The sequence below is a fragment of the Bradyrhizobium sp. CCGUVB4N genome, assembly GCF_024199945.1.
Taxonomy (GTDB): domain Bacteria; phylum Pseudomonadota; class Alphaproteobacteria; order Rhizobiales; family Xanthobacteraceae; genus Bradyrhizobium.
The window spans coordinates 2,385,541-2,402,530 of sequence record NZ_JANADP010000001.1; the positions used below are offsets into that span (position 1 = coordinate 2,385,541).

Annotated in this window: 15 protein-coding genes; 8 read left to right on the plus strand and 7 right to left on the minus strand. The window is 63.5% G+C overall.

The window, feature by feature from the left end:
* Positions 1–7 precede the first annotated feature (7 nt).
* The 3 genes from ybaK (at position 8) to NLM31_RS10735 (ending at position 2,364) form a co-directional block, all read left to right on the plus strand.
* Positions 8–481, plus strand: a complete 474-nt coding sequence (ybaK, locus tag NLM31_RS10725; RefSeq protein ID WP_254192199.1) for a Cys-tRNA(Pro) deacylase — start codon at positions 8–10, stop codon at positions 479–481.
* Positions 482–729: 248 nt separating this feature from the next.
* On the plus strand, positions 730–1,797 hold the full coding sequence (locus tag NLM31_RS10730; protein ID WP_254196170.1) for a patatin-like phospholipase family protein: 1,068 nt from the start codon (positions 730–732) through the stop codon (positions 1,795–1,797).
* 171 nt (positions 1,798–1,968) lie between these two features.
* Entirely contained in the window at positions 1,969–2,364 is a 396-nt protein-coding gene (locus tag NLM31_RS10735; RefSeq protein WP_254192200.1) for a hypothetical protein, read from the plus strand.
* A gap of 126 nt (positions 2,365–2,490) precedes the next feature.
* On the opposite strand, the gene NLM31_RS10740 is transcribed toward NLM31_RS10735, so the two are convergent.
* Complete coding sequence (locus NLM31_RS10740) at positions 2,491–3,186, minus strand: GntR family transcriptional regulator (protein ID WP_254192201.1); 696 nt, start codon at positions 3,184–3,186, stop codon at positions 2,491–2,493.
* 158 nt (positions 3,187–3,344) lie between these two features.
* Between NLM31_RS10740 and tcuA the strand changes: the two genes are divergently transcribed.
* From tcuA to NLM31_RS10760, 4 genes are all read left to right on the plus strand, one after another.
* Positions 3,345–4,736 carry an FAD-dependent tricarballylate dehydrogenase TcuA gene (gene tcuA, locus NLM31_RS10745; RefSeq protein WP_254192202.1) on the plus strand — a complete coding sequence of 464 codons (1,392 nt, stop codon included), beginning with the start codon at positions 3,345–3,347 and terminating at the stop codon, positions 4,734–4,736.
* The gene (gene tcuB / locus NLM31_RS10750) at positions 4,723–5,829 is read left to right on the plus strand and encodes a tricarballylate utilization 4Fe-4S protein TcuB (RefSeq protein WP_254192203.1); all 1,107 of its coding nucleotides are present in this window, start codon (positions 4,723–4,725) and stop codon (positions 5,827–5,829) included. Before tcuA ends, tcuB begins: the two co-directional genes overlap by 14 nt.
* A gap of 72 nt (positions 5,830–5,901) precedes the next feature.
* Entirely contained in the window at positions 5,902–6,060 is a 159-nt protein-coding gene (locus tag NLM31_RS10755) for a DUF5993 family protein (protein ID WP_254192204.1), read from the plus strand.
* Positions 6,061–6,070: 10 nt separating this feature from the next.
* A complete protein-coding gene (locus tag NLM31_RS10760) occupies positions 6,071–6,637 on the plus strand; it encodes a disulfide bond formation protein B (protein WP_254192205.1) in 567 nt (188 codons plus the stop codon).
* Here the strand turns inward: NLM31_RS10760 and NLM31_RS10765 are convergent.
* Both NLM31_RS10765 and NLM31_RS10770 read right to left on the minus strand, forming a co-directional pair.
* Positions 6,630–7,319, minus strand: a complete 690-nt coding sequence (locus NLM31_RS10765; RefSeq protein ID WP_254192206.1) for a triacylglycerol lipase — start codon at positions 7,317–7,319, stop codon at positions 6,630–6,632. The two genes, NLM31_RS10760 and NLM31_RS10765, sit on opposite strands and share 8 nt — an antisense overlap.
* Entirely contained in the window at positions 7,312–10,719 is a 3,408-nt protein-coding gene (locus tag NLM31_RS10770; RefSeq protein ID WP_254192207.1) for an acyl-[ACP]--phospholipid O-acyltransferase, read from the minus strand. Before NLM31_RS10770 ends, NLM31_RS10765 begins: the two co-directional genes overlap by 8 nt.
* Positions 10,720–11,398: 679 nt before the next feature.
* Here NLM31_RS10770 and NLM31_RS10775 point away from each other — a divergent pair.
* Positions 11,399–12,019, plus strand: coding sequence for a TetR/AcrR family transcriptional regulator (locus NLM31_RS10775; RefSeq protein ID WP_254135293.1), 621 nt, complete (start codon positions 11,399–11,401; stop codon positions 12,017–12,019).
* Between the two features lie 9 nt (positions 12,020–12,028).
* Here the strand turns inward: NLM31_RS10775 and NLM31_RS10780 are convergent, their stop codons facing one another.
* From NLM31_RS10780 to NLM31_RS10795, 4 genes are all read right to left on the minus strand, one after another.
* Positions 12,029–13,336: a GGDEF domain-containing protein gene (locus NLM31_RS10780; protein ID WP_254192208.1), complete on the minus strand. Its 1,308-nt coding sequence runs from the start codon at positions 13,334–13,336 to the stop codon at positions 12,029–12,031.
* A gap of 245 nt (positions 13,337–13,581) precedes the next feature.
* A complete protein-coding gene (gene pncB, locus NLM31_RS10785) occupies positions 13,582–14,886 on the minus strand; it encodes a nicotinate phosphoribosyltransferase (RefSeq protein WP_254192209.1) in 1,305 nt (434 codons plus the stop codon).
* Positions 14,887–14,967: 81 nt separating this feature from the next.
* Positions 14,968–15,804 (minus strand): putative nucleotide-diphospho-sugar transferase, encoded by an 837-nt coding sequence (locus NLM31_RS10790; RefSeq protein WP_254192210.1) that lies wholly within the window; start codon positions 15,802–15,804, stop codon positions 14,968–14,970.
* A gap of 167 nt (positions 15,805–15,971) precedes the next feature.
* Complete coding sequence (locus NLM31_RS10795; protein ID WP_254192211.1) at positions 15,972–16,937, minus strand: LysR family transcriptional regulator; 966 nt, start codon at positions 16,935–16,937, stop codon at positions 15,972–15,974.
* Positions 16,938–16,990: the final 53 nt, after the last annotated feature.

Genomic DNA, 16,990 nt, shown 5'->3' on the forward strand with positions numbered 1-16,990 from the left:
ATCGCCCATGTCCAAGGTCACTCCCGCCACCCGCGCACTCACAGCTGCCCGCGTTGCCTTCACCGTTCACGCTTACGACTATGATCCCGATGCCGAAAGCATCGGCCTCCAGGCCGCCGCGGCGCTCGGCGAAGACCCGGCTCGCGTCCTGAAGACGCTGATGGCGCTGGTGGACGGCAAGCCGGTTTGCGTGATCGTTCCGTCCGACCAGGAAGTCTCGATGAAGAAACTCGCCGCTTCCATGAGTGGCAAGTCGGCGCAGATGATGAAACCGCCGGAGGCCGAGCGTGTCACCGGCTACAAGGTCGGCGGTATCAGCCCGTTCGGGCAGCGCAAGCCGGTCCGCACCGTGATCGAGCAGAGCGCGCTCGCGCATGCTCTGGTCTATCTCAATGGCGGCCAGCGTGGCTTGCAGGTGCGGATGAAGCCGACCGATGTGCGCGATGTGGTGAAGGCGGTGGTGGCGGACGTGCTGGCGTGACGGCACTCGAGAAAACAGAGAAAGGTTGGCGTCCTGCGCCCGCGTTCTCTCTCGGGATGCCAAGGTCGGGTATGGGAGCGACATGGACTTGTCTAGCATTTCCGATTTGGATCATTTAATCCTCAAGATCCGCCAGAGCGCCAATCCGGCTCTGTGGAAACGCGCAATTTCGCAGACAAGCAGAATCAAAGAGCTTTCAAAGGCAATGAAACGACCGTAGCAAATCAGATGGGATGCCGATGGCCTCCATGGATGCGAGTGCGGAGCGGAACGCCGGGGAGCGGCTTGAGCCAACCTCCAACCAGGTCAGGAAGATCAACCTTGCGCTTCAGGGAGGTGGCGCGCATGGCGCCTTTACCTGGGGTGTACTCGATCGGCTGCTGGACGAAGAGAAATTGGCCTTTGATGGACTGAGTGCGACCAGCGCCGGCGCGATGAATGCCGCGGCCTTCGCATACGGGTTGACGGTTGGCGGTCGTGATGGCGCGCACAAGGCGCTCACCGACTATTGGAAGCGTGTCAGTGAGGCAGCGAGGCGTGGGCCGTTGCAGCCGAGTCCGTTCGACCGGATGCTGGGCGATCACAAGCTGTCATGGTCGCCGATATTCTCAATGATCGGCTTCGTGACACGCATGCTCTCGCCCTATCAATTCAACCCGATCAACTACAACCCTTTACGTGAGGTGGTCGAGCAGTCGATCGATTTTGGCGTATTGCAACGAGCGAACTGTCCGGTCAAACTCTTCCTGTCAGCGACCAATGTTCGCACTGGCAAGGTGAAGATCTTTGCGGAAAAGGAGATCTCGGTCGATGCAGTGATGGCTTCGGCCTGCCTCCCAACTATGTTTCATGCGGTGGAGATCGACGGTGAAGCCTATTGGGACGGCGGTTATATGGGGAATCCCGCAATTTTCCCGCTGATTTACAACTGCGAGAGCGCCGACACCGTCATTGTCCACATCAACCCGTTGCTGCGCACAGATGTGCCCCGCACGGCCGACGATATCCTCAACCGCATCAACGAGATCAGCTTCAACTCGTCCCTGATGCGGGAGATGCGCGCGATCGGCTTCGTCACCAGCCTGATCAGGCAAAAGCGTGTCACGGATGGCGGGCTGAAGAACGTGCTGATCCACAGCATCTCGGATGACGGCTTCATGGGCGCGCTCACGCCAACCAGCAAGTACAACGCCGACTGGGATTTCCTGATTTTTCTTCGCGATCAGGGCCGCAAATGCGCGGACGACTGGCTCGCGAAGAACTTCGTCAAACTCGGCGTCGAATCCTCGGTGGACCTCGATAAGATCTACCTGTGATATCAGACCCATCCCGGCGCCATGCCCTGCCTCAGCTTTGGGCCCAATTGCAGAAGTCTACGTTGTTGACAGGCTGCCGCTGGGGCAGGAAGGATGGACTGCCACAGTACGACAACGACTGTGTGATATTGACTTGCGCTTACGTTTGCGCCCGAAAGGTCGAGGTGTCAGATGTCATTGCGTGGAGTGATCCGCAAATCGGACCGGACTGTACTGGGTAGTGTGGCCGACGTCCAATTGCAGCTCAGTCGCGCTTTTTCTGGGGTTCGGTTTGTTTACCTGGCCGAGGAATCATCGGTTGCGATCGAGGCTCGAAAACACATGTCTCTTGCGCTGCGGCTCTGGCTTATGTTGTTCGGAGTAGACGGACGCTATCCTTGTTGCAATGGCTACTGGGAGCGTGCGGAGAATCTGGGCGGCGGCGCGATTCAATTCTATTTCGAGACGGATGGGCCCGTTCGATATGTCAGCGCGACTGCTTATGGCAGAACCCAGGGCTTCGACGCCCTATTCGACGAATTGGAAAAGAGCACTGGTTGGAAGATCAACTACGGCTTCTTTTCTTGACGGACAGATTGCCGTTCGCACACGCGTTTAGAGACAAATGTCGGCGAGGGTCATAACCAGTCGATATCGACCAAGCGGGTCGACTTCCGCTAAACCCGCGGAAGCTGACCTTCATGCGCAAACGCCCTACTGCTTCTGCAGCAGCTTGAGCCGGCAGCGCAGCGCCTCGCGAATGTGGGCGCGCGCGAGCTGCTCGGCCTTGTCGCCGTCGCGCGCCGCGATGGCCTCGATGATGCCCTGGTGCTCGCCATGGCTGGTCGAGGGGCGGCCCGTCACCGTGAAGGTCGTGGGGCCGAGCAGGGCGATCCAGTCCTGCAGCTCGCGCGAGGCATTGTCGAGATAGCGGTTGCGCGCGGCGCGGCAGATCGCCTCGTGGAAGGCGCGGTTGAGCCTTGCCATTTCTCCGGCCATCTCGGCGGCATCGGCCTCGGATGCCTCGACAAAGGCCTGCTCGATATCCCTGAGTGCGTCGATCTCTGGTGCGGAGGCGTGCTCCGCGGCGAGGCGCGCGGCGGCGCCTTCCATGATCTCGCGCATGGCGTAGAGCTCAAGCACCTCCGAGATGTCGAGGTTGCGCACGATCAGCCCGCGGCCGCCGGCGGGCTCAACGAAGCCGCGTGCGGCGAGCCGGCCAAGCGCCTCCCGCACCGGTGTGCGGCTGACCTTCAGCCGTTGCGCGACCTCTTCCTCGCGCAGGCGATCGCCGGCGCGGTAGCTGCCGGCCTGAAGGGCCTCGCAGAGCGAGCGGAACACCGCTTCGCCCAGCGCGACGCCACCGCCGCGTGCGATCGATCCGCCTGCCTTTGCCGGGCGTCTGGCCATGATTCCTCGGGCTCGCAATGCGCATCCTGCCCATGCAGAGATGCGGCTTGCATCGCGTCTGTATATCTTTGTATACAAAAGTACGCAATGGCTGCCAGCCTTGACCGGGGCTGCCTGCGGGCAGAATGTCTCTAACTTCATCGCATCGGACTGACGGTATGAGCGGCAAATACGATGTGCTGGTGATCGGCGGCGGCAACGCAGCGCTGTGCGCGGCGATCGCGGCGCGCCGCGGCGGCGCCTCGGTGCTGGTGCTCGAAGGTGCGCCAAAGTTCTATCGCGGCGGCAACACCCGCCACACCCGCAACATGCGCTGTGCCCATGACGCCGCGACCGAAATCCTGACCGGTCCCTACACCGAGGATGAGTTTTGGGAGGATCTGCTGCGCGTCACCGGCGGCCAGACCGACGAGGTGCTCGCCCGCCATATGATCCGGGAGTCCAAGGACATCCTGAACTGGATCGTGGAACAGGGCGTGCGCTGGCAGCCCTCGCTCGGCGGTACTCTGAGCCTCGGCCGCACCAACTCCTTTTTCCTCGGCGGCGGCCGCGCCATGCTGAACGCGCTTTATCTGACCGCCGAGCGGCTCGGCGTCGACGTCGAATATGACGCCGAGGTCACCGATCTCGTGATCGAAGACGGCATGTTTCTCGCCGCGCGCCTGAAGCGGCCGATCAACGGCGAGGCCGAGGTCCGCGCGACGTCGCTGGTTGCCGCCGCCGGCGGGTTTGAGGCGAACATCGAATGGTTGAAGCAATATTGGGGCGAGGCCGCCGACAATTTCCTGATCCGCGGCACGCCCTACAATCGCGGCTCGATCCTGAAGATGCTGCTCGACAAGGGCGTGCAGGAGGTCGGCGATCCCACCCAGTGCCATGCGGTTGCGATCGATGCCCGCGCGCCGAAATTCGACGGCGGCATCATTACGCGGCATGACTCCGTCGTGTTCGGCATCGTCGTCAACAAGCATTCGCAGCGCTTCTACGACGAAGGCGAGGATATCTGGCCGAAGCGTTACGCGATCTGGGGGCGGCTGGTTGCAGCCCAGCCCGACCAGCTCGCCTACATCATCTTTGACTCCACCGTCGTCACTTCGTTCATGCCGACGCTGTTCCCGCCGATCGCCGGGCAGACGATCGCCGAGCTTGCCGGCAAGCTGACGCTCGATCCGGCCGCGCTGGAAAAGACCATCACCGAATTCAACGCCGCGGTGCGGCCCGGCACGTTCGATCACACCATTCTGGATGATTGCCGCACCGAAGGCATCACGCCGCAAAAGACGCACTGGGCGCGCAAAATCGACACGCCGCCTTATCTCGCCTATCCGGTGCGGCCTGGCATCACCTTCACCTATCTCGGCACGCGTGTGAACAAGGAGGCGCGGATGCTGATGGCAGACGGCAAGCCGTCGGCCAACATGTTCGCAGCCGGCGAGATCATGGCGGGCAATGTGCTCGGCAAGGGGTATGCCGCCGGCATGGGCATGACCATCGGCAGCGTGTTCGGGCGGATCGCAGGACGGGAAGCGGCGAAACATGCACGGAACTAGAATTCTGGACGAAGCCGACCGTCTGATGACGGTCTGCAATTCCTGCCGGTATTGCGAGGGTCTTTGCGCGGTATTTCCCGCGATGGAGATGCGCCGCGCCTTCTCCGACGGCGATCTCAACTACCTCGCCAACCTCTGCCATTCCTGCGGCGCCTGCTACGTCGACTGCCAGTTCTCGCCACCGCACGAGTTCAACGTCAACGTCCCGAAGACGCTGGCGGTCGCGCGCGCCGAATCTTATGCCGCTTATGCCTGGCCGCAGGCGCTGTCCGGCGCCTTCGCACGCAACGGCCTCGTCATCAGCATCGTCGCTGCACTGAGCATGGCGGCCTTCATCTTCGGCTTTGCGGCCCTGAACGATCGCAGCGTGCTGCTCGGCGTGCACACCGGTCCTGGCGCCTTCTATAAGCTGATGCCGCACAATGCGATGGCCGTGCTGTTCAGCGCTGCCTTTCTCTATGCGATCCTCGCACTGGTCATGAGCGTCCGCGCGTTCTGGCGCGACATCGGCACGCCGATCGGCGGGCGGGCTGATGGTGGCTCCATTTTCCAGGCCATCCGGGACGCCGGTGAGCTGCGCTATCTCCATGGCGGCGGGGTCGGCTGCTACAACGAGGACGACACGCCGACCGATCGTCGCAAGTTTTTCCATCATTTGACGTTCTATGGCTTCCTGCTGTGCTTTGCCGCGACCTCGGTCGCTACGCTGTACCACTATCTTCTCGGCCGCGAGGCGCCGTATCCGTTGTGGGATCTGCCCGTGGTGCTCGGCACCCTCGGCGGCATCGGGCTCGTCGTTGGTCCGATTGGCCTGTTCCTCGCGAAAACGCGCCGCGATCCGGCCCTGCTCGACGAGAACCGTTACGGCATGGATGTCGGCTTCATCGCCATGCTGTTCCTGACCGGCTTCACCGGCATGCTGCTTCTGCTCCTGCGCGAGACTCCGGCCATGGGGCCGCTGCTGGCGCTGCATCTCGGTGCGGTGTTCGCGCTGTTCATCACCATGCCCTATGGCAAGTTCGTGCACGGCATCTATCGCTTCGCGGCGCTGGTGCGCTACGCTCAGGAGCGGCGCAGCGAAGCCGGCTCTTGAGGGGCGTGCAGGGCTGACGTATCTCTTGCGCGGTTCGCGCGATGCGCGAATCGCCTGGGAGAGCCTGCGCTCATGTACATGTTTCTGCCTTTCCTGCTGGCACTTGCAGGCTGCGCGTCGGTCTGGCGTTCGCGCGCGGGACTGAGCTATGCGCTCTGGAGCGCGACGATCGTCGTCACCATCGCGTGGTTCTTTCACCACGCGACCGATCCGCTGAAGTTCTCGTTCTGACGGGGGCGAGATGAGCACGACGGAAATGAGCGAACAGCGATCGGTCGGTGCGGTCCTGAACATGCTCGGGCTGCTCGGGATCTCGCTGGTTCTGGCGATCGCGTTCTTCTATCAACTTGCGTTCGGCGAGCTGCCATGTCCGCTGTGTCTGCTGCAGCGGGCCGGCTTCATCGCGATCGGCATGGGGTTCCTGTTCAACATTCGCGTCGGTGAGCGTCCGTCGCACTATGCGATGATCCTGATCGCCAGCCTCGTCACGGGAATCATTTCGATGCGGCAGGTCTCGCTGCATCTCGCACCCGGCGACGCCGGATATGGTTCGGCGCTGTTCGGGCTGCATTTCTACACCTGGGCGCTGATCGCGGCCGTCGGCATGATCTGCTATGTCGCGCTGGTCTTCATCTTGAAGGATTTGGCCGGTGAGCGAGATGCCGCTGCGCCGATGAGCGGGCCGGCATCGAACGCGGTGTTCGCCATCTTCGCGTTGCTGGTTGCCGCAAACCTGCTGTCCACGGTGCTGGAGTGTGGCGCCGGCCAATGCGATGACAATCCGGTTCGCTATCTCTTGCTCAGGTGATTGGGCTGAAGCGGCCGTCGTGCAGGAAGGCGATTGTCTGCTCGATCGCAACGCTATGGCGCGGCAGCCCGGTATGGGACGCCTTGACGACGATGTGATCGGCCATATCGTCGAGCTTCGCACTCGCGACGGAAACCCTGCCGTCATTGGGCCGTGGCAGGACGAAGGCCGAGGCGATCGGCGCGATGGTGCGACACCCCGCGATGATGCCGACCGCATAGTCCGGCGACGGCAGAGCGGCGAGCACGGGATCCAGGATGGTCGTCAATTGCTGGCCGGACGGCCCAAACGCTGCGCGGTAGACGGAGAGATCCTTCACGAGATCCGCGACCTCGCTGCCGTGATTGGGCGTGCCCAGCATCACGACGCGGCCGAGCCGCGCCGGCCGGTGCCTGAAAATATAGACGCGCGCGAGCAAGCCACCCATGGAATGAGCGACGAAGTGGATCGTGCCGCCGCATTGCTCGGCGAATGCGGCGATTGACGCGTGGATGTCCTCCGCAAGCTGTTCGAGAGGCCTCTTCCGGCTGGCATAGTCGAGATTGAGCGTCGTGAAACCGCGGCGCTGCAGCGTTCGTTCGAGCCGCTTCAGCGTCCAGGAGCCAACCCCGATGCCGTGAAGCAAGCCCACGCCGTCGCGCCGGAGGTCCGACGCGACGGCGATGGGTCTTATCTCACGCAACCTCGCGCTCCGATGTTGGCGTCGCTTGCTCGCGGGCCATCGTCGTTGCCGTGACGTAGTCGGTCTTGCCGGTGCCGAGCAGCGGCACCTTGTCGACCACCATGATCGTTGCGGGCACGGTCAGCTCGGAGGCCCCGATCGTCTTGGCCTGGGCCTGCATTGCGCTGCGCTCAGCATTCTTCTCCGTCGTCAGCAGCACGATGCGCTCGCCCTTGCGCTGGTCGGGGATCGACACGGCGACCGACGCGGCCTGCGGCCACAGCGTCGTCGCGATGCTCTCGACCGCCGACAGCGAGACCATTTCGCCCGCGATCTTGGCAAAGCGCTTGGCGCGCCCCTTGATGGTGATGAAGCCGGCCGGGTCGATCGCCACGATGTCGCCGGTGTCATGCCAGCCCTCGGCGAGCGGCTCGAGCACGCCGGGGTTTTCGGCCCGCAAATAACCGAGCATCACATTCGGTCCGCGCACCGAGAGGCGTCCGCCTTCCTCGATGCCGGGGACCGGATCGAGGCGGCTTTCCATCAGCGGCGACAGGCGGCCGACGGTGCCGGGGCGGTTGGCCATCGGCGTGTTCATCGCCAGCACCGGCGCCGTCTCGGTGACGCCATAGCCTTCGAGGATGCGGATGCCGTAGCGTTCCATGAACACCTGGCGCGTCCGGTCCTTGACCGCTTCGGCGCCGGCGATCACCAGGCGCAGGGTGCGGAAGTCGTAGGCATGCGCCGAACGTGCGTAACCGGTGAGAAACGTGTCGGTGCCGAACAGGATCGTGGCGCCGGTCTGGTAGATCAGCTCGGGCACGATGCGATAGTGCAGCGGCGAGGGATACATGTAGATCGGAATGCCCGCGAGCAGCGGCATCATCATTCCGCCGGTCAAACCGAACGAGTGGAACACCGGCAGCACGTTGAACACCTTGTCATTGGCATTGGCATCGACCCGCGCCAGCGCCTGCGCTGCGTTGGCGAGGATGTTGCGGTGGGACAGCACCACGCCCTTGGGCGTGCCTTCCGAGCCCGATGTGAACAGCACGACGGCGGGATCGTTGGCCTGACGGGCAACGCGCGGTGCGGTGCCGGCGAGCAGGCCCTTGATCTTGTCGGCGGTGCCGATCGAGGCGCGGACGTCCTCGAGATAGACGACGCGGGCCTCGGCCGAAATCGCGGCCATCAACTTGTCGAGCTTGCCCTTCTCGATGAAGGCTTTCGACGTCAGCACGGTCTTGACCTGCGCAGCCTTCATGGCGGCGAGGACGTTGACCGGGCCGGCGGAGAAGTTGAGCATCGCCGGAACCCGGCCGATGCTCTGCAGCGCCATGAAGACGACGGCGACGCCCGCGGAGTTCGGCAGCAGCACGCCGACATTCTCGCCGGCCATCGTGCCGGTCTCGAGCTTGCGGCTCAGGACCTGCGCGCCGAGGATCAGCTTGCGATAGGTCAGCTTGGTGCCGAGCGCGTCCTCGACAATGACCTTGCCGGTGTCGCGGTCGCGATAGGCGTGGCCGAGCGCTTCGAACAGCGTGTGGTCGAGCATGGCGTTCTTGACCATCGCATCGATCATGACGTCCTGGAGCGCCGCGCCCGCGGCATTGCGGCGCGCCTTGCCTTTCAGCGCCGGGTCGACCGGAAGCTTGACCGGCGGCAGGATCGTCACCGTCACCCGCGGAAACCACGAGCGCTTGATCTGGCTGCCGTTGAGGTAGCTGAGATGCGAGCGTTGCGCGCCTTCGATGCGAACCGGCACGACCACGGCGTCGGCCTTGTCGGCAATCATCGCGGTGCCGTCATAGACCTTCATCAGCGAGCCGGAGACGGTGATGCGTCCTTCCGGGAAGATGACGACCGGTTCGCCGGCGGCGACGAGCTTGATCAGGTCGCGTGCGGCCAGCGGCTTGCTCGGGTCCATGGTGTAGTGCTTGACGACGCGCAGGAACGGCTTGGCCCACCAGGCCTTGGAGATGCCGGTATCGACCGCGAAGCTCGCGTCGATCGGCAGCACGGCGTGTAGCAGCGGGCCGTCGATCAGGCTGACATGATTGGGCGCGATCAGCATGCGCGTGCCCGGAGGCGGCAGGTTCTCGAGCCCGCGCACCTCGGTGCGGAACAGGGCGCGGAACAAGAGCCCGCCGAAATCGCGCACGCCTTCCTTGCCCCATTTCGTCAGCACGAACCACACCGCGCCGAAGCTCGCGACACCCAGGCCGAGGAAGATCCAGCCGACATGCAATCCGGCCGCCTGCAGCAGTGCGACGAACAGCGAGCCGATCACCATGAAGGCGGCCTGCAGCACGTTGCCGGCGGCGATGATGCGGGCACGCTCGTTCGGAGCCGACCAGGCCTGCACCGCCGCAAAGGACGGAACGACGAACAGCCCGCCGCCGAAAGCGAAGGCGACGAAGTCGACCAGCATGCGCAGGCCCGCAAACGAGGTTGCGAAATCGACCGCGGCGATGTCGTTACCCTTGACCGTGACGCCGATGGCCCAGGCGAGGTCGATGCCGGCAAAGCCCATCATGATGGCGCCGATCGGCACCAGCGCGAGGTTCGGGCGAACGTGGCTGAGGCTGGCCGCAAACAGCGAGCCGATGGCGATGCCGATCGCGAAGATCGCCAGGCACAGCGTCACCACGCCTTCGCTGCCACCGACGACGTCCTTGACCAGCGCCGGCAGCAGCGACAGCACGATCGCGCCGACCAGCCAGAACCAGGAGACGATCACCGTGCCGTCCCACAGCCGGTGGTCCGCATGGAGTGTCTTCAACAGGCTGAGCGTCGAGGTCCAGGGATTGGCATCGACGGGCAGATCGGGCGCGGACGGCGTCGTTTGCGGAATGCGGGAGGCGAAGGCCCACGACAACAGCGCCAGCACGACCACGGCCGATGCGACCCAGCCCATATGGGCGGAGCCGGCCACGAACTGGCCACCCGCGACGGTGCCGAGCAGGATGGCCATGAAGGTCGCGCCTTCGACCAGCGCGTTGCCGGTCGCGAGCTCACCGAGCTCGAGCTGGTCCGGCAGCATGGAGTATTTTACGGGGCCGAACAGGGCGGCGATGATGCCGAACAGCGCAAGCGCCGTGAACAGCAGCGGCACCGAGTGCATGAAGAAGCCGGCGGCGGCGAAGGCCGCAGCGAAGATCTCGGCGAATTTCAACCGCCTTGCGACGACCGATTTGACGTATTTGTCGGCGAGCTGGCCGCCGAGTCCGGACAGGATGAAATAGGGGAAGATGAAGACGGCGCCCGCCACCGTCACCAGCGCATCGCCGTGGCCGGTCGCGGCGCTGTAAAGCAGGATGATGACGAGCGCGTTCTTGAGCACGTTATCATTGAGCGCCGAGAAAAATTGCGCCCAGAACAGCGGCGCGAAGCGGCGAGACGACATCAAATCCCTGATCATGACGAGTCCTGTTTTCGGGGAGGCAGCCTGAGGTTGTTGCGTTGTCGGTGAAACGTCACGACCGGAAGGGTGTGGGCGGAGCGATTGCAGGGTGACGACGGTCATCGGCCTGCGCAGTCCCCTCGATCCTTCCGATCCTGTTGGTCTCCAGGTGGTCTCGTTAGGTTCGCAATTATCCGGTTGCGGCCGCGGTTTCGGGCGGAATTGCCGCGCTTACGGGGATATCGCGACGGCCGATGAGGAAAAGCTGAACGGCATCTCCGACATCAGCGGCATCGGCCACGAATCTCCGGACATATTGAGTCTTTTGTTGCGGCCAATCCTCGCATTCGAGTGGATTCGCATGCGCACCGGCTTCCCCTCAGGTGAGGTGGGCGAGATGGCGGAAGGGGTTCAAGCGGCCGAGCAGGCTGAAGCGGCGGCGCTCGTGGCGGGCACGGGCCCGGCTGGACCGCCACATCCGGAAGGTTGCGCGGCGCTCGGCGAGGACGCCGGCAATGTCGCAGGCATTTGCGATCCGATCGATCGGGGCCATGACGATCCGCAGCACGGCGCGGCCGAAGCCGCTCAAGATGGCCGCGGCGTCATCGAGAAAGGTGGCGGCGATATCAACAGCGAGGGTTTGCATTTTGCTGGTCTCCGAGTTAATTTGAACAATGTTCACATGAGTAGCTTGAAAATGAACAATGTTCAAGAAGAATCGCTGCGAGACCAGAAAAAAAATCGACGGCGTCTCCAGATCCTGGAGATCGCCCGCAGCATTATCGCAACTAAGGGATTGAGATCGTTGAAGGTTCGGGACGTGGCCGAGGCCGCAGGCTGCTCGGTCGGCAGCGTCTATAACGAATTCGGCGACTTCGACGGGGTGATCCTGACGGTCAATCGGGAAACGGTTCAGGCGCTGACGGCGCGGCTGGGGAAGGTTCCGGCTGAGGATCCGGTCCGCCAGCTCTATGGTCTGGCGGAGACCTATCTCGAATTCTTCGCCGAAAACGCCAATCTGTTGCGCTCGCTGTTCGAGCATCGGATGGAAGACGACCGTCCCTATCCCGACGACATTCTTCAGATGGTGATGGACGCCTTCGCGTTGATGCATCCGCCTCTGGTGCGCGTGTTGCCGGATGCGGATGACGTGAAGATCGCACTATTGTCGCGCACGCTGTTCTCCGCAGTGCATGGAATCATCTCGCTCGGCCTCGAAGAACGAATGATCGCGGTGCCGCCACAGATGCTTCGCCAGCAGGTCACGCAGTTCCTGGACGCGCATCTCCTGGGTCTCGGGATCCTGCCGGCGCGGTAATTGCGACGATCACGCGCGGGCAGCTTCGCGCGGCCGCGCGGCGACGAGCACGACGTCCGGTTTTCCGTTGTCGACTTGAACCCGGTTGCGTCCCTTTTCCTTGGCGCGATAGCAGGCCACGTCCGCCCGGCGCATCGCCTCTTCGAGCGTGGTGTCGGCGTCGGCAATGCAGGCGACGCCGATGCTGGCGGTCACCGCAAAGCATTGATCGTCCCAGGCGAAGTTGAACAGCTCGAGCGACCGCCGCAGCCGCTCGGCGATGTCGACGGCGTCGTACGGAGCGCATTGCGGCAGGATCAGGCCGAACTCGTCGCCGCCGAGCCGTGCGACCAGATCCTGTGGCCGCCGCTCCTGCTGCAACAGTCGCGCGACCTGACACAGCAGCCGATCTCCGGCGAGATGACCGCAGCCGTCGTTGACGCTTTTGAACTGGTCGAGGTCGAGCAGGATCAGGCTCAGCGTATTTTCGCCGCGACCATCGAGCTCGCTCTGCAGGCGCGCCTCGAAGGCCCGCCGGTTGGCGAGGCCGGTCAGCCAGTCATGCGAAGCCTGAAAGGCGAGGCGCTCCTTCTCGGCATGCAGCGCATCCTCGAACGCCTGCCGTTGCAGCACCAGACGCCGCGTGTGCCAGATCAGGAGCAGGATCAGGGTCGCGGCGGTGACGATGTTGAGGCATGTCAGCGTGAACTTGATGGCGCGGGAGCCTTCGCCCAGCACCGTCGAGAACCGCTCGGCATGACCCGTGAACTGCCTGTTGAGCTCCGACAGCCGCGACGACAGGAATTGCAGCCGGTCGCTATCTCCAATGGGGCCGTTCTTCAGTTCACTCTTGATGACTTCACCGAACACGCTGAGCTCCAGCAGCATCGGATCGGTGGCAGTCCACTCGCGGATCGCTTCGCGCAGGAAGCTGACCTTGTTGAAATAGCGGAACAGCCAGATCAGGCCGGGAACATCATCGGGATGGTTGCCGCCTTGCAGGAAGCCGATGCGCGCGAGCTCGACGTCGACCGGATCGCCCTCGAGGGCCCATCTCGCATATTCGTCGCCGATCGGCACGGCGAGAGAACTCTGATACCGCGCGAACTGGTGGGCTTCGCCCGAACGCAGATAGAGATTGAGGGAATAGACGGCGTTCTTCTGCGAGCGCGACCACATCGCTTCGCCCGCGACATAGGCGCGAACCGATGACATCACCTCCAGGCTGAATCCCGCGATCGCCGCCTGAAGCACGACGACCATGACGAAAGGCGAGACGAGCTTGATGACGTGAAGGAAGCTGCGTTCCCTCGCCGACGCTGCAGTTCTGCGAAACACTCTGCGTTCCCCAAATCACTCAACGATCCCAGCGGAGCGTTCCGCTGATAACGCCAATGAGGCGGGAACGCTGCTTAACTCAACCTGAAAGAGCAGAGAGACTGTCTCGCAGGGTGAAAGCGCTGTGAAACGGATGCGCGCAGATCGTCGCAAATGCCGCTGAACCGGAACCAGCGCGGCATCGGCGCGCCGATGTCGCGAATCCGATCCTCGCGATTTACCCGATTGAGAGAATTTGGATCGGACTAGACCAGCACCGGCTTGCGGACACGGCCGGCATCGCCGAACACGCGCAGGTAACGCTCGATCTCCGAGGGCATGCCGGTCGCCTTCTCCGGATTGTCGGAGAGCTTGACGGCGGGGTGTCCGTCGACCGACGACACCTTGCAGACCAGCGAGATCGGATCGAGGTTGAACGTGCCGTCCGGCGCGCAGCCGACGAAATCATTGGTGAGGTTGGTGCCCCAGCCGAACGAGAGGCGCACGCGACCGGAGAAGTGGTGATAGGTCTCCTCGATCGAGCCGACATCCATCGCGTCGGAGAACACGAGCAGCTTGTCCTTGGGGTTGCGGCCCTTCTTCTCCCACCAGGCGACGATTTCCTCGCCGGCCTGGATCGGCGGCGCGCTGTCGGGACGGAAGCCGGTCCAGTCGGCCACCCATTCCGGCGCGTCGCGCAGGAAGGCTTTGGTGCCGAACGCGTCCGGCAGCGCGATCAGCAGGTTGCCGCCATAGGTCTGGCGCCACTGATCGAGAATGCGATAGGGCGCCCAGCGCAATTCCTCGTCGTCCTTGGCGAGTGCGGCGGCGACCATCGGCAGTTCATGAGCGTTGGTGCCGATGGCCTCGAGATCGTTGTCCATCGCGAGCAGCACGTTGGAGGTGCCGATGAAGGACGAGCCCAGCCCTTCCTTCACCGCCTCCACGCACCAGCGTTGCCACAGGAAGCCATGCCGGCGGCGGGTGCCGAAGTCAGAGAGCCTCAGATTCTCAAGCTTGCGCAGCCGCTCCACCTTGGTCCACAGCTTGGCCTTGGCGCGGGCATAGAGCACGTCGAGCTCGAAACGGCCGCGGCCCTTCATCGCCGAGCGCGAACGCAACTCGTTGAGGATGGCAAGCGCTGGAATCTCCCACATCGTGGTGTGGGTCCAGGGCCCGTGGAAATGCAACTCATACTGCCCCTCGACCTTGCGCAGCTCGTATTCGGGCAGGCGGAATTCGGACAGCCAGCGGATGAAATCCGCCGAGAACATATGGGTCTTGCCGTAGAAGGTGTTACCGGCAAGCCAGATCAGCTCCTTCTTGGTGAAGCGGATGGTGCGGGCATGGTCGAGCTGGGCGCGAAGCTCGCCCTCGTCGATGATCTCGGCAAGGCGGACATGGCGCGAGCGGTTGATGACCGAAAATGTCACCTGCTGATTTGGGTATGATTCCCGAATCATCTGTAACATCAACAGCTTATAAAAGTCGGTATCAAGCAGGCTGCGGATGATGGGATCCAGCCGCCAGCTGTGATTGTAGGTTCGGCTCGCAATATCGGTCACTGTCATGGCCGAATTCTAGCGTGGCCGCCCGCGCGCAACCAGTGGGTTTGGCGAAGGGCAGGCCACCGTCGCGGCTGCCGGCAAGCACTATCGTGACCGGCGCTGAAACAACGTCTTGGTCCAGCGCAGCGGCGCTGTCACCCGCCAGGACGTCGAGCTGTGGACCGCCGCCAATTGCGCCCGCGCCTGATCCCGCTCCGACGCGAGCTCGTACCGTTTGGCGAGGGCGGAATCCCGCTCGCCGGTGACCCAGTCGCGCATGGCCGCGTCCTCGCGCCACAGGCCGAACTGGCGGGCGATCGCCCGACGCACATCGGCATCGAGCCCTTCGCGCATCGACGCCGTCAGGGCATCCGCCTCGACCATCTTGAGCCGCGTCGACGGATTGCTGATCCCGGCATAGTGGTGAACGATCGGGTCCGGCGCGGTGGCGAGCCCGGGGATCGAATTCCAGGCCGTGTCGAGACGCGCGACATGAGACCGGTTGGATTCGTCCGGGCGATCCGGTCCAAGTCCCAGACAGTCATCATAGCCGAGCGCGTGAAGGATGGTCGCCTGGTCGAACCAGGCATGCTGCACCTGGCCGATCTCCCAGACCCGTTCGAAAAACGCGCGCGACCAGTCGGTCACGCGGATCAGCATGACGCCTGAATTGAAGTGCGGCACGAAATCGGCGGCCATGATCTCGGATGTGTCGGGACCGTGCCAGGTCATGTACAGGTCGGCGGCATCTATCGCAGCGGTCCTGACATCGACATCGTTACGGAGCACGACGGCATCGACGTCCATCCAGAGCACGAAGTCGAAATTGTCTTCGAGAGCGGCGCGGATCACCTCGATCTTCAGCCATCCGCGCGGACGTTTCCAATCATTGCGGTGAACGAAACGCTGCTGGTATCCCTGTGCTGCCGCGAAGGCTTGCATACGGGGAATCGTGAAATCGGCAAGCGGCCTCTGAAGGGAATCGCAGGCCGTCAGAAGGCACAGGCTGGACTTCACAAGGCTTCTCCGAACGCCTTCGCATCGGCGTTGCCTTCGCACGTCCTCGTGGTGTCGCCAATGAACCGTCGTTCGCAATCGACGCGTCGGATTCAGGCGGCGGCCGTCGCTGCCATGGACTCCAGTTGCGCGCGAATCCAGCGATGGGCCGGGTCCTTCTGATAACGCTGGTGCCAGACCATGAACATCGGCAGCTCGGCCAGCGTGCGGGTGCGCGAGGCTAGCGGAATCCGCGCATGCGCGAAGCCGTGCATCACGCCGGGGGCCAGCAGGCTCGGCATGCTCGCCAGCATCTGCGTCCCGCGCAGGAACGACGGCACGCCGGAAAAGCTCGGCACGGAGATGGCGATGTCGCGGTGAAAGCCGTTCGCGGCGAGCCGGCGGTCGAAGTCGAGCCGCTCGTTGTCGGTGTAGACCACGGTGATGTGGCGCGCGGCGAGATAGGCGCTGCGACTGGCCGGTGCGGCGCGTGCCTTGGGATCGAAATAGCAGACGTAATGATCCCGCAGCAATCGTTTCTGCACGATGTCGATGCCGGAAGGCGGCAGCGGTGTGATCAGGAGATCGCACCGATTCTCGCGCAGCATGGCGGGTGAGGGCGATTGCGACGGGATCACGCGCAGATTGAGGCTCTTCACCTGCGCGGCGACATGTCCGAAGAAGCGCGGCAGCAGCAGGTCGCGCTGGAAATCATTGGCAGCGATCGTCAGCGAAAGCTGGGCGCTTGCCGGTTCGAACGTGACGCCGCCGGCGAAGCTGCGCATCTCGTCGATCAGCGCCCGCGCCTTTGCGGCCAGCGCCTGGGCATGGGCGGTCGCGACGATGCCGCGGCCGGATTTGGCGAACAGCGGATCTCCCGCGATCCGCCGCAGCTTGTTCAGGGCGTGACTGACGGCCGATTGCGTCAGGCCGAGCCGGGTCGCGGCGGCCGTCACCGAACCCTCCTCCAGCACGGCGAGGAACAGTTCGAGGGCGTGGCCGTCCAGCGCCAAATGATCGATTTCTTTCATGCAATATATTATAATCGATCTATTTATCTGTGGAATAGGCCGGCCCATGATCTCCCGATAAGCCGCGCGCCCGGACCGAGGCGCTACAGGGAGAGACAACG

What these genes read in the sequence shown, in the direction of transcription:
- NLM31_RS10755 (WP_254192204.1), top strand. Translation starts at nt 5,902, where the DNA reads ATGTACATGTTTCTGCCTTTCCTGCTGGCACTTGCAGGCTGCGCGTCG.
- ybaK (WP_254192199.1), top strand. Translation starts at nt 8, where the DNA reads ATGTCCAAGGTCACTCCCGCCACCCGCGCACTCACAGCTGCCCGCGTT.
- NLM31_RS10795 (WP_254192211.1), bottom strand. Translation starts at nt 16,937, where the DNA reads ATGGGCCGGCCTATTCCACAGATAAATAGATCGATTATAATATATTGC.
- NLM31_RS10760 (WP_254192205.1), top strand. Translation starts at nt 6,071, where the DNA reads ATGAGCACGACGGAAATGAGCGAACAGCGATCGGTCGGTGCGGTCCTG.
- NLM31_RS10730 (WP_254196170.1), top strand. Translation starts at nt 730, where the DNA reads ATGGATGCGAGTGCGGAGCGGAACGCCGGGGAGCGGCTTGAGCCAACC.
- tcuB (WP_254192203.1), top strand. Translation starts at nt 4,723, where the DNA reads ATGCACGGAACTAGAATTCTGGACGAAGCCGACCGTCTGATGACGGTC.
- NLM31_RS10735 (WP_254192200.1), top strand. Translation starts at nt 1,969, where the DNA reads ATGTCATTGCGTGGAGTGATCCGCAAATCGGACCGGACTGTACTGGGT.
- NLM31_RS10790 (WP_254192210.1), bottom strand. Translation starts at nt 15,804, where the DNA reads ATGCAAGCCTTCGCGGCAGCACAGGGATACCAGCAGCGTTTCGTTCAC.
- NLM31_RS10775 (WP_254135293.1), top strand. Translation starts at nt 11,399, where the DNA reads ATGAACAATGTTCAAGAAGAATCGCTGCGAGACCAGAAAAAAAATCGA.
- tcuA (WP_254192202.1), top strand. Translation starts at nt 3,345, where the DNA reads ATGAGCGGCAAATACGATGTGCTGGTGATCGGCGGCGGCAACGCAGCG.
- NLM31_RS10770 (WP_254192207.1), bottom strand. Translation starts at nt 10,719, where the DNA reads ATGATCAGGGATTTGATGTCGTCTCGCCGCTTCGCGCCGCTGTTCTGG.
- pncB (WP_254192209.1), bottom strand. Translation starts at nt 14,886, where the DNA reads ATGACAGTGACCGATATTGCGAGCCGAACCTACAATCACAGCTGGCGG.
- NLM31_RS10740 (WP_254192201.1), bottom strand. Translation starts at nt 3,186, where the DNA reads ATGGCCAGACGCCCGGCAAAGGCAGGCGGATCGATCGCACGCGGCGGT.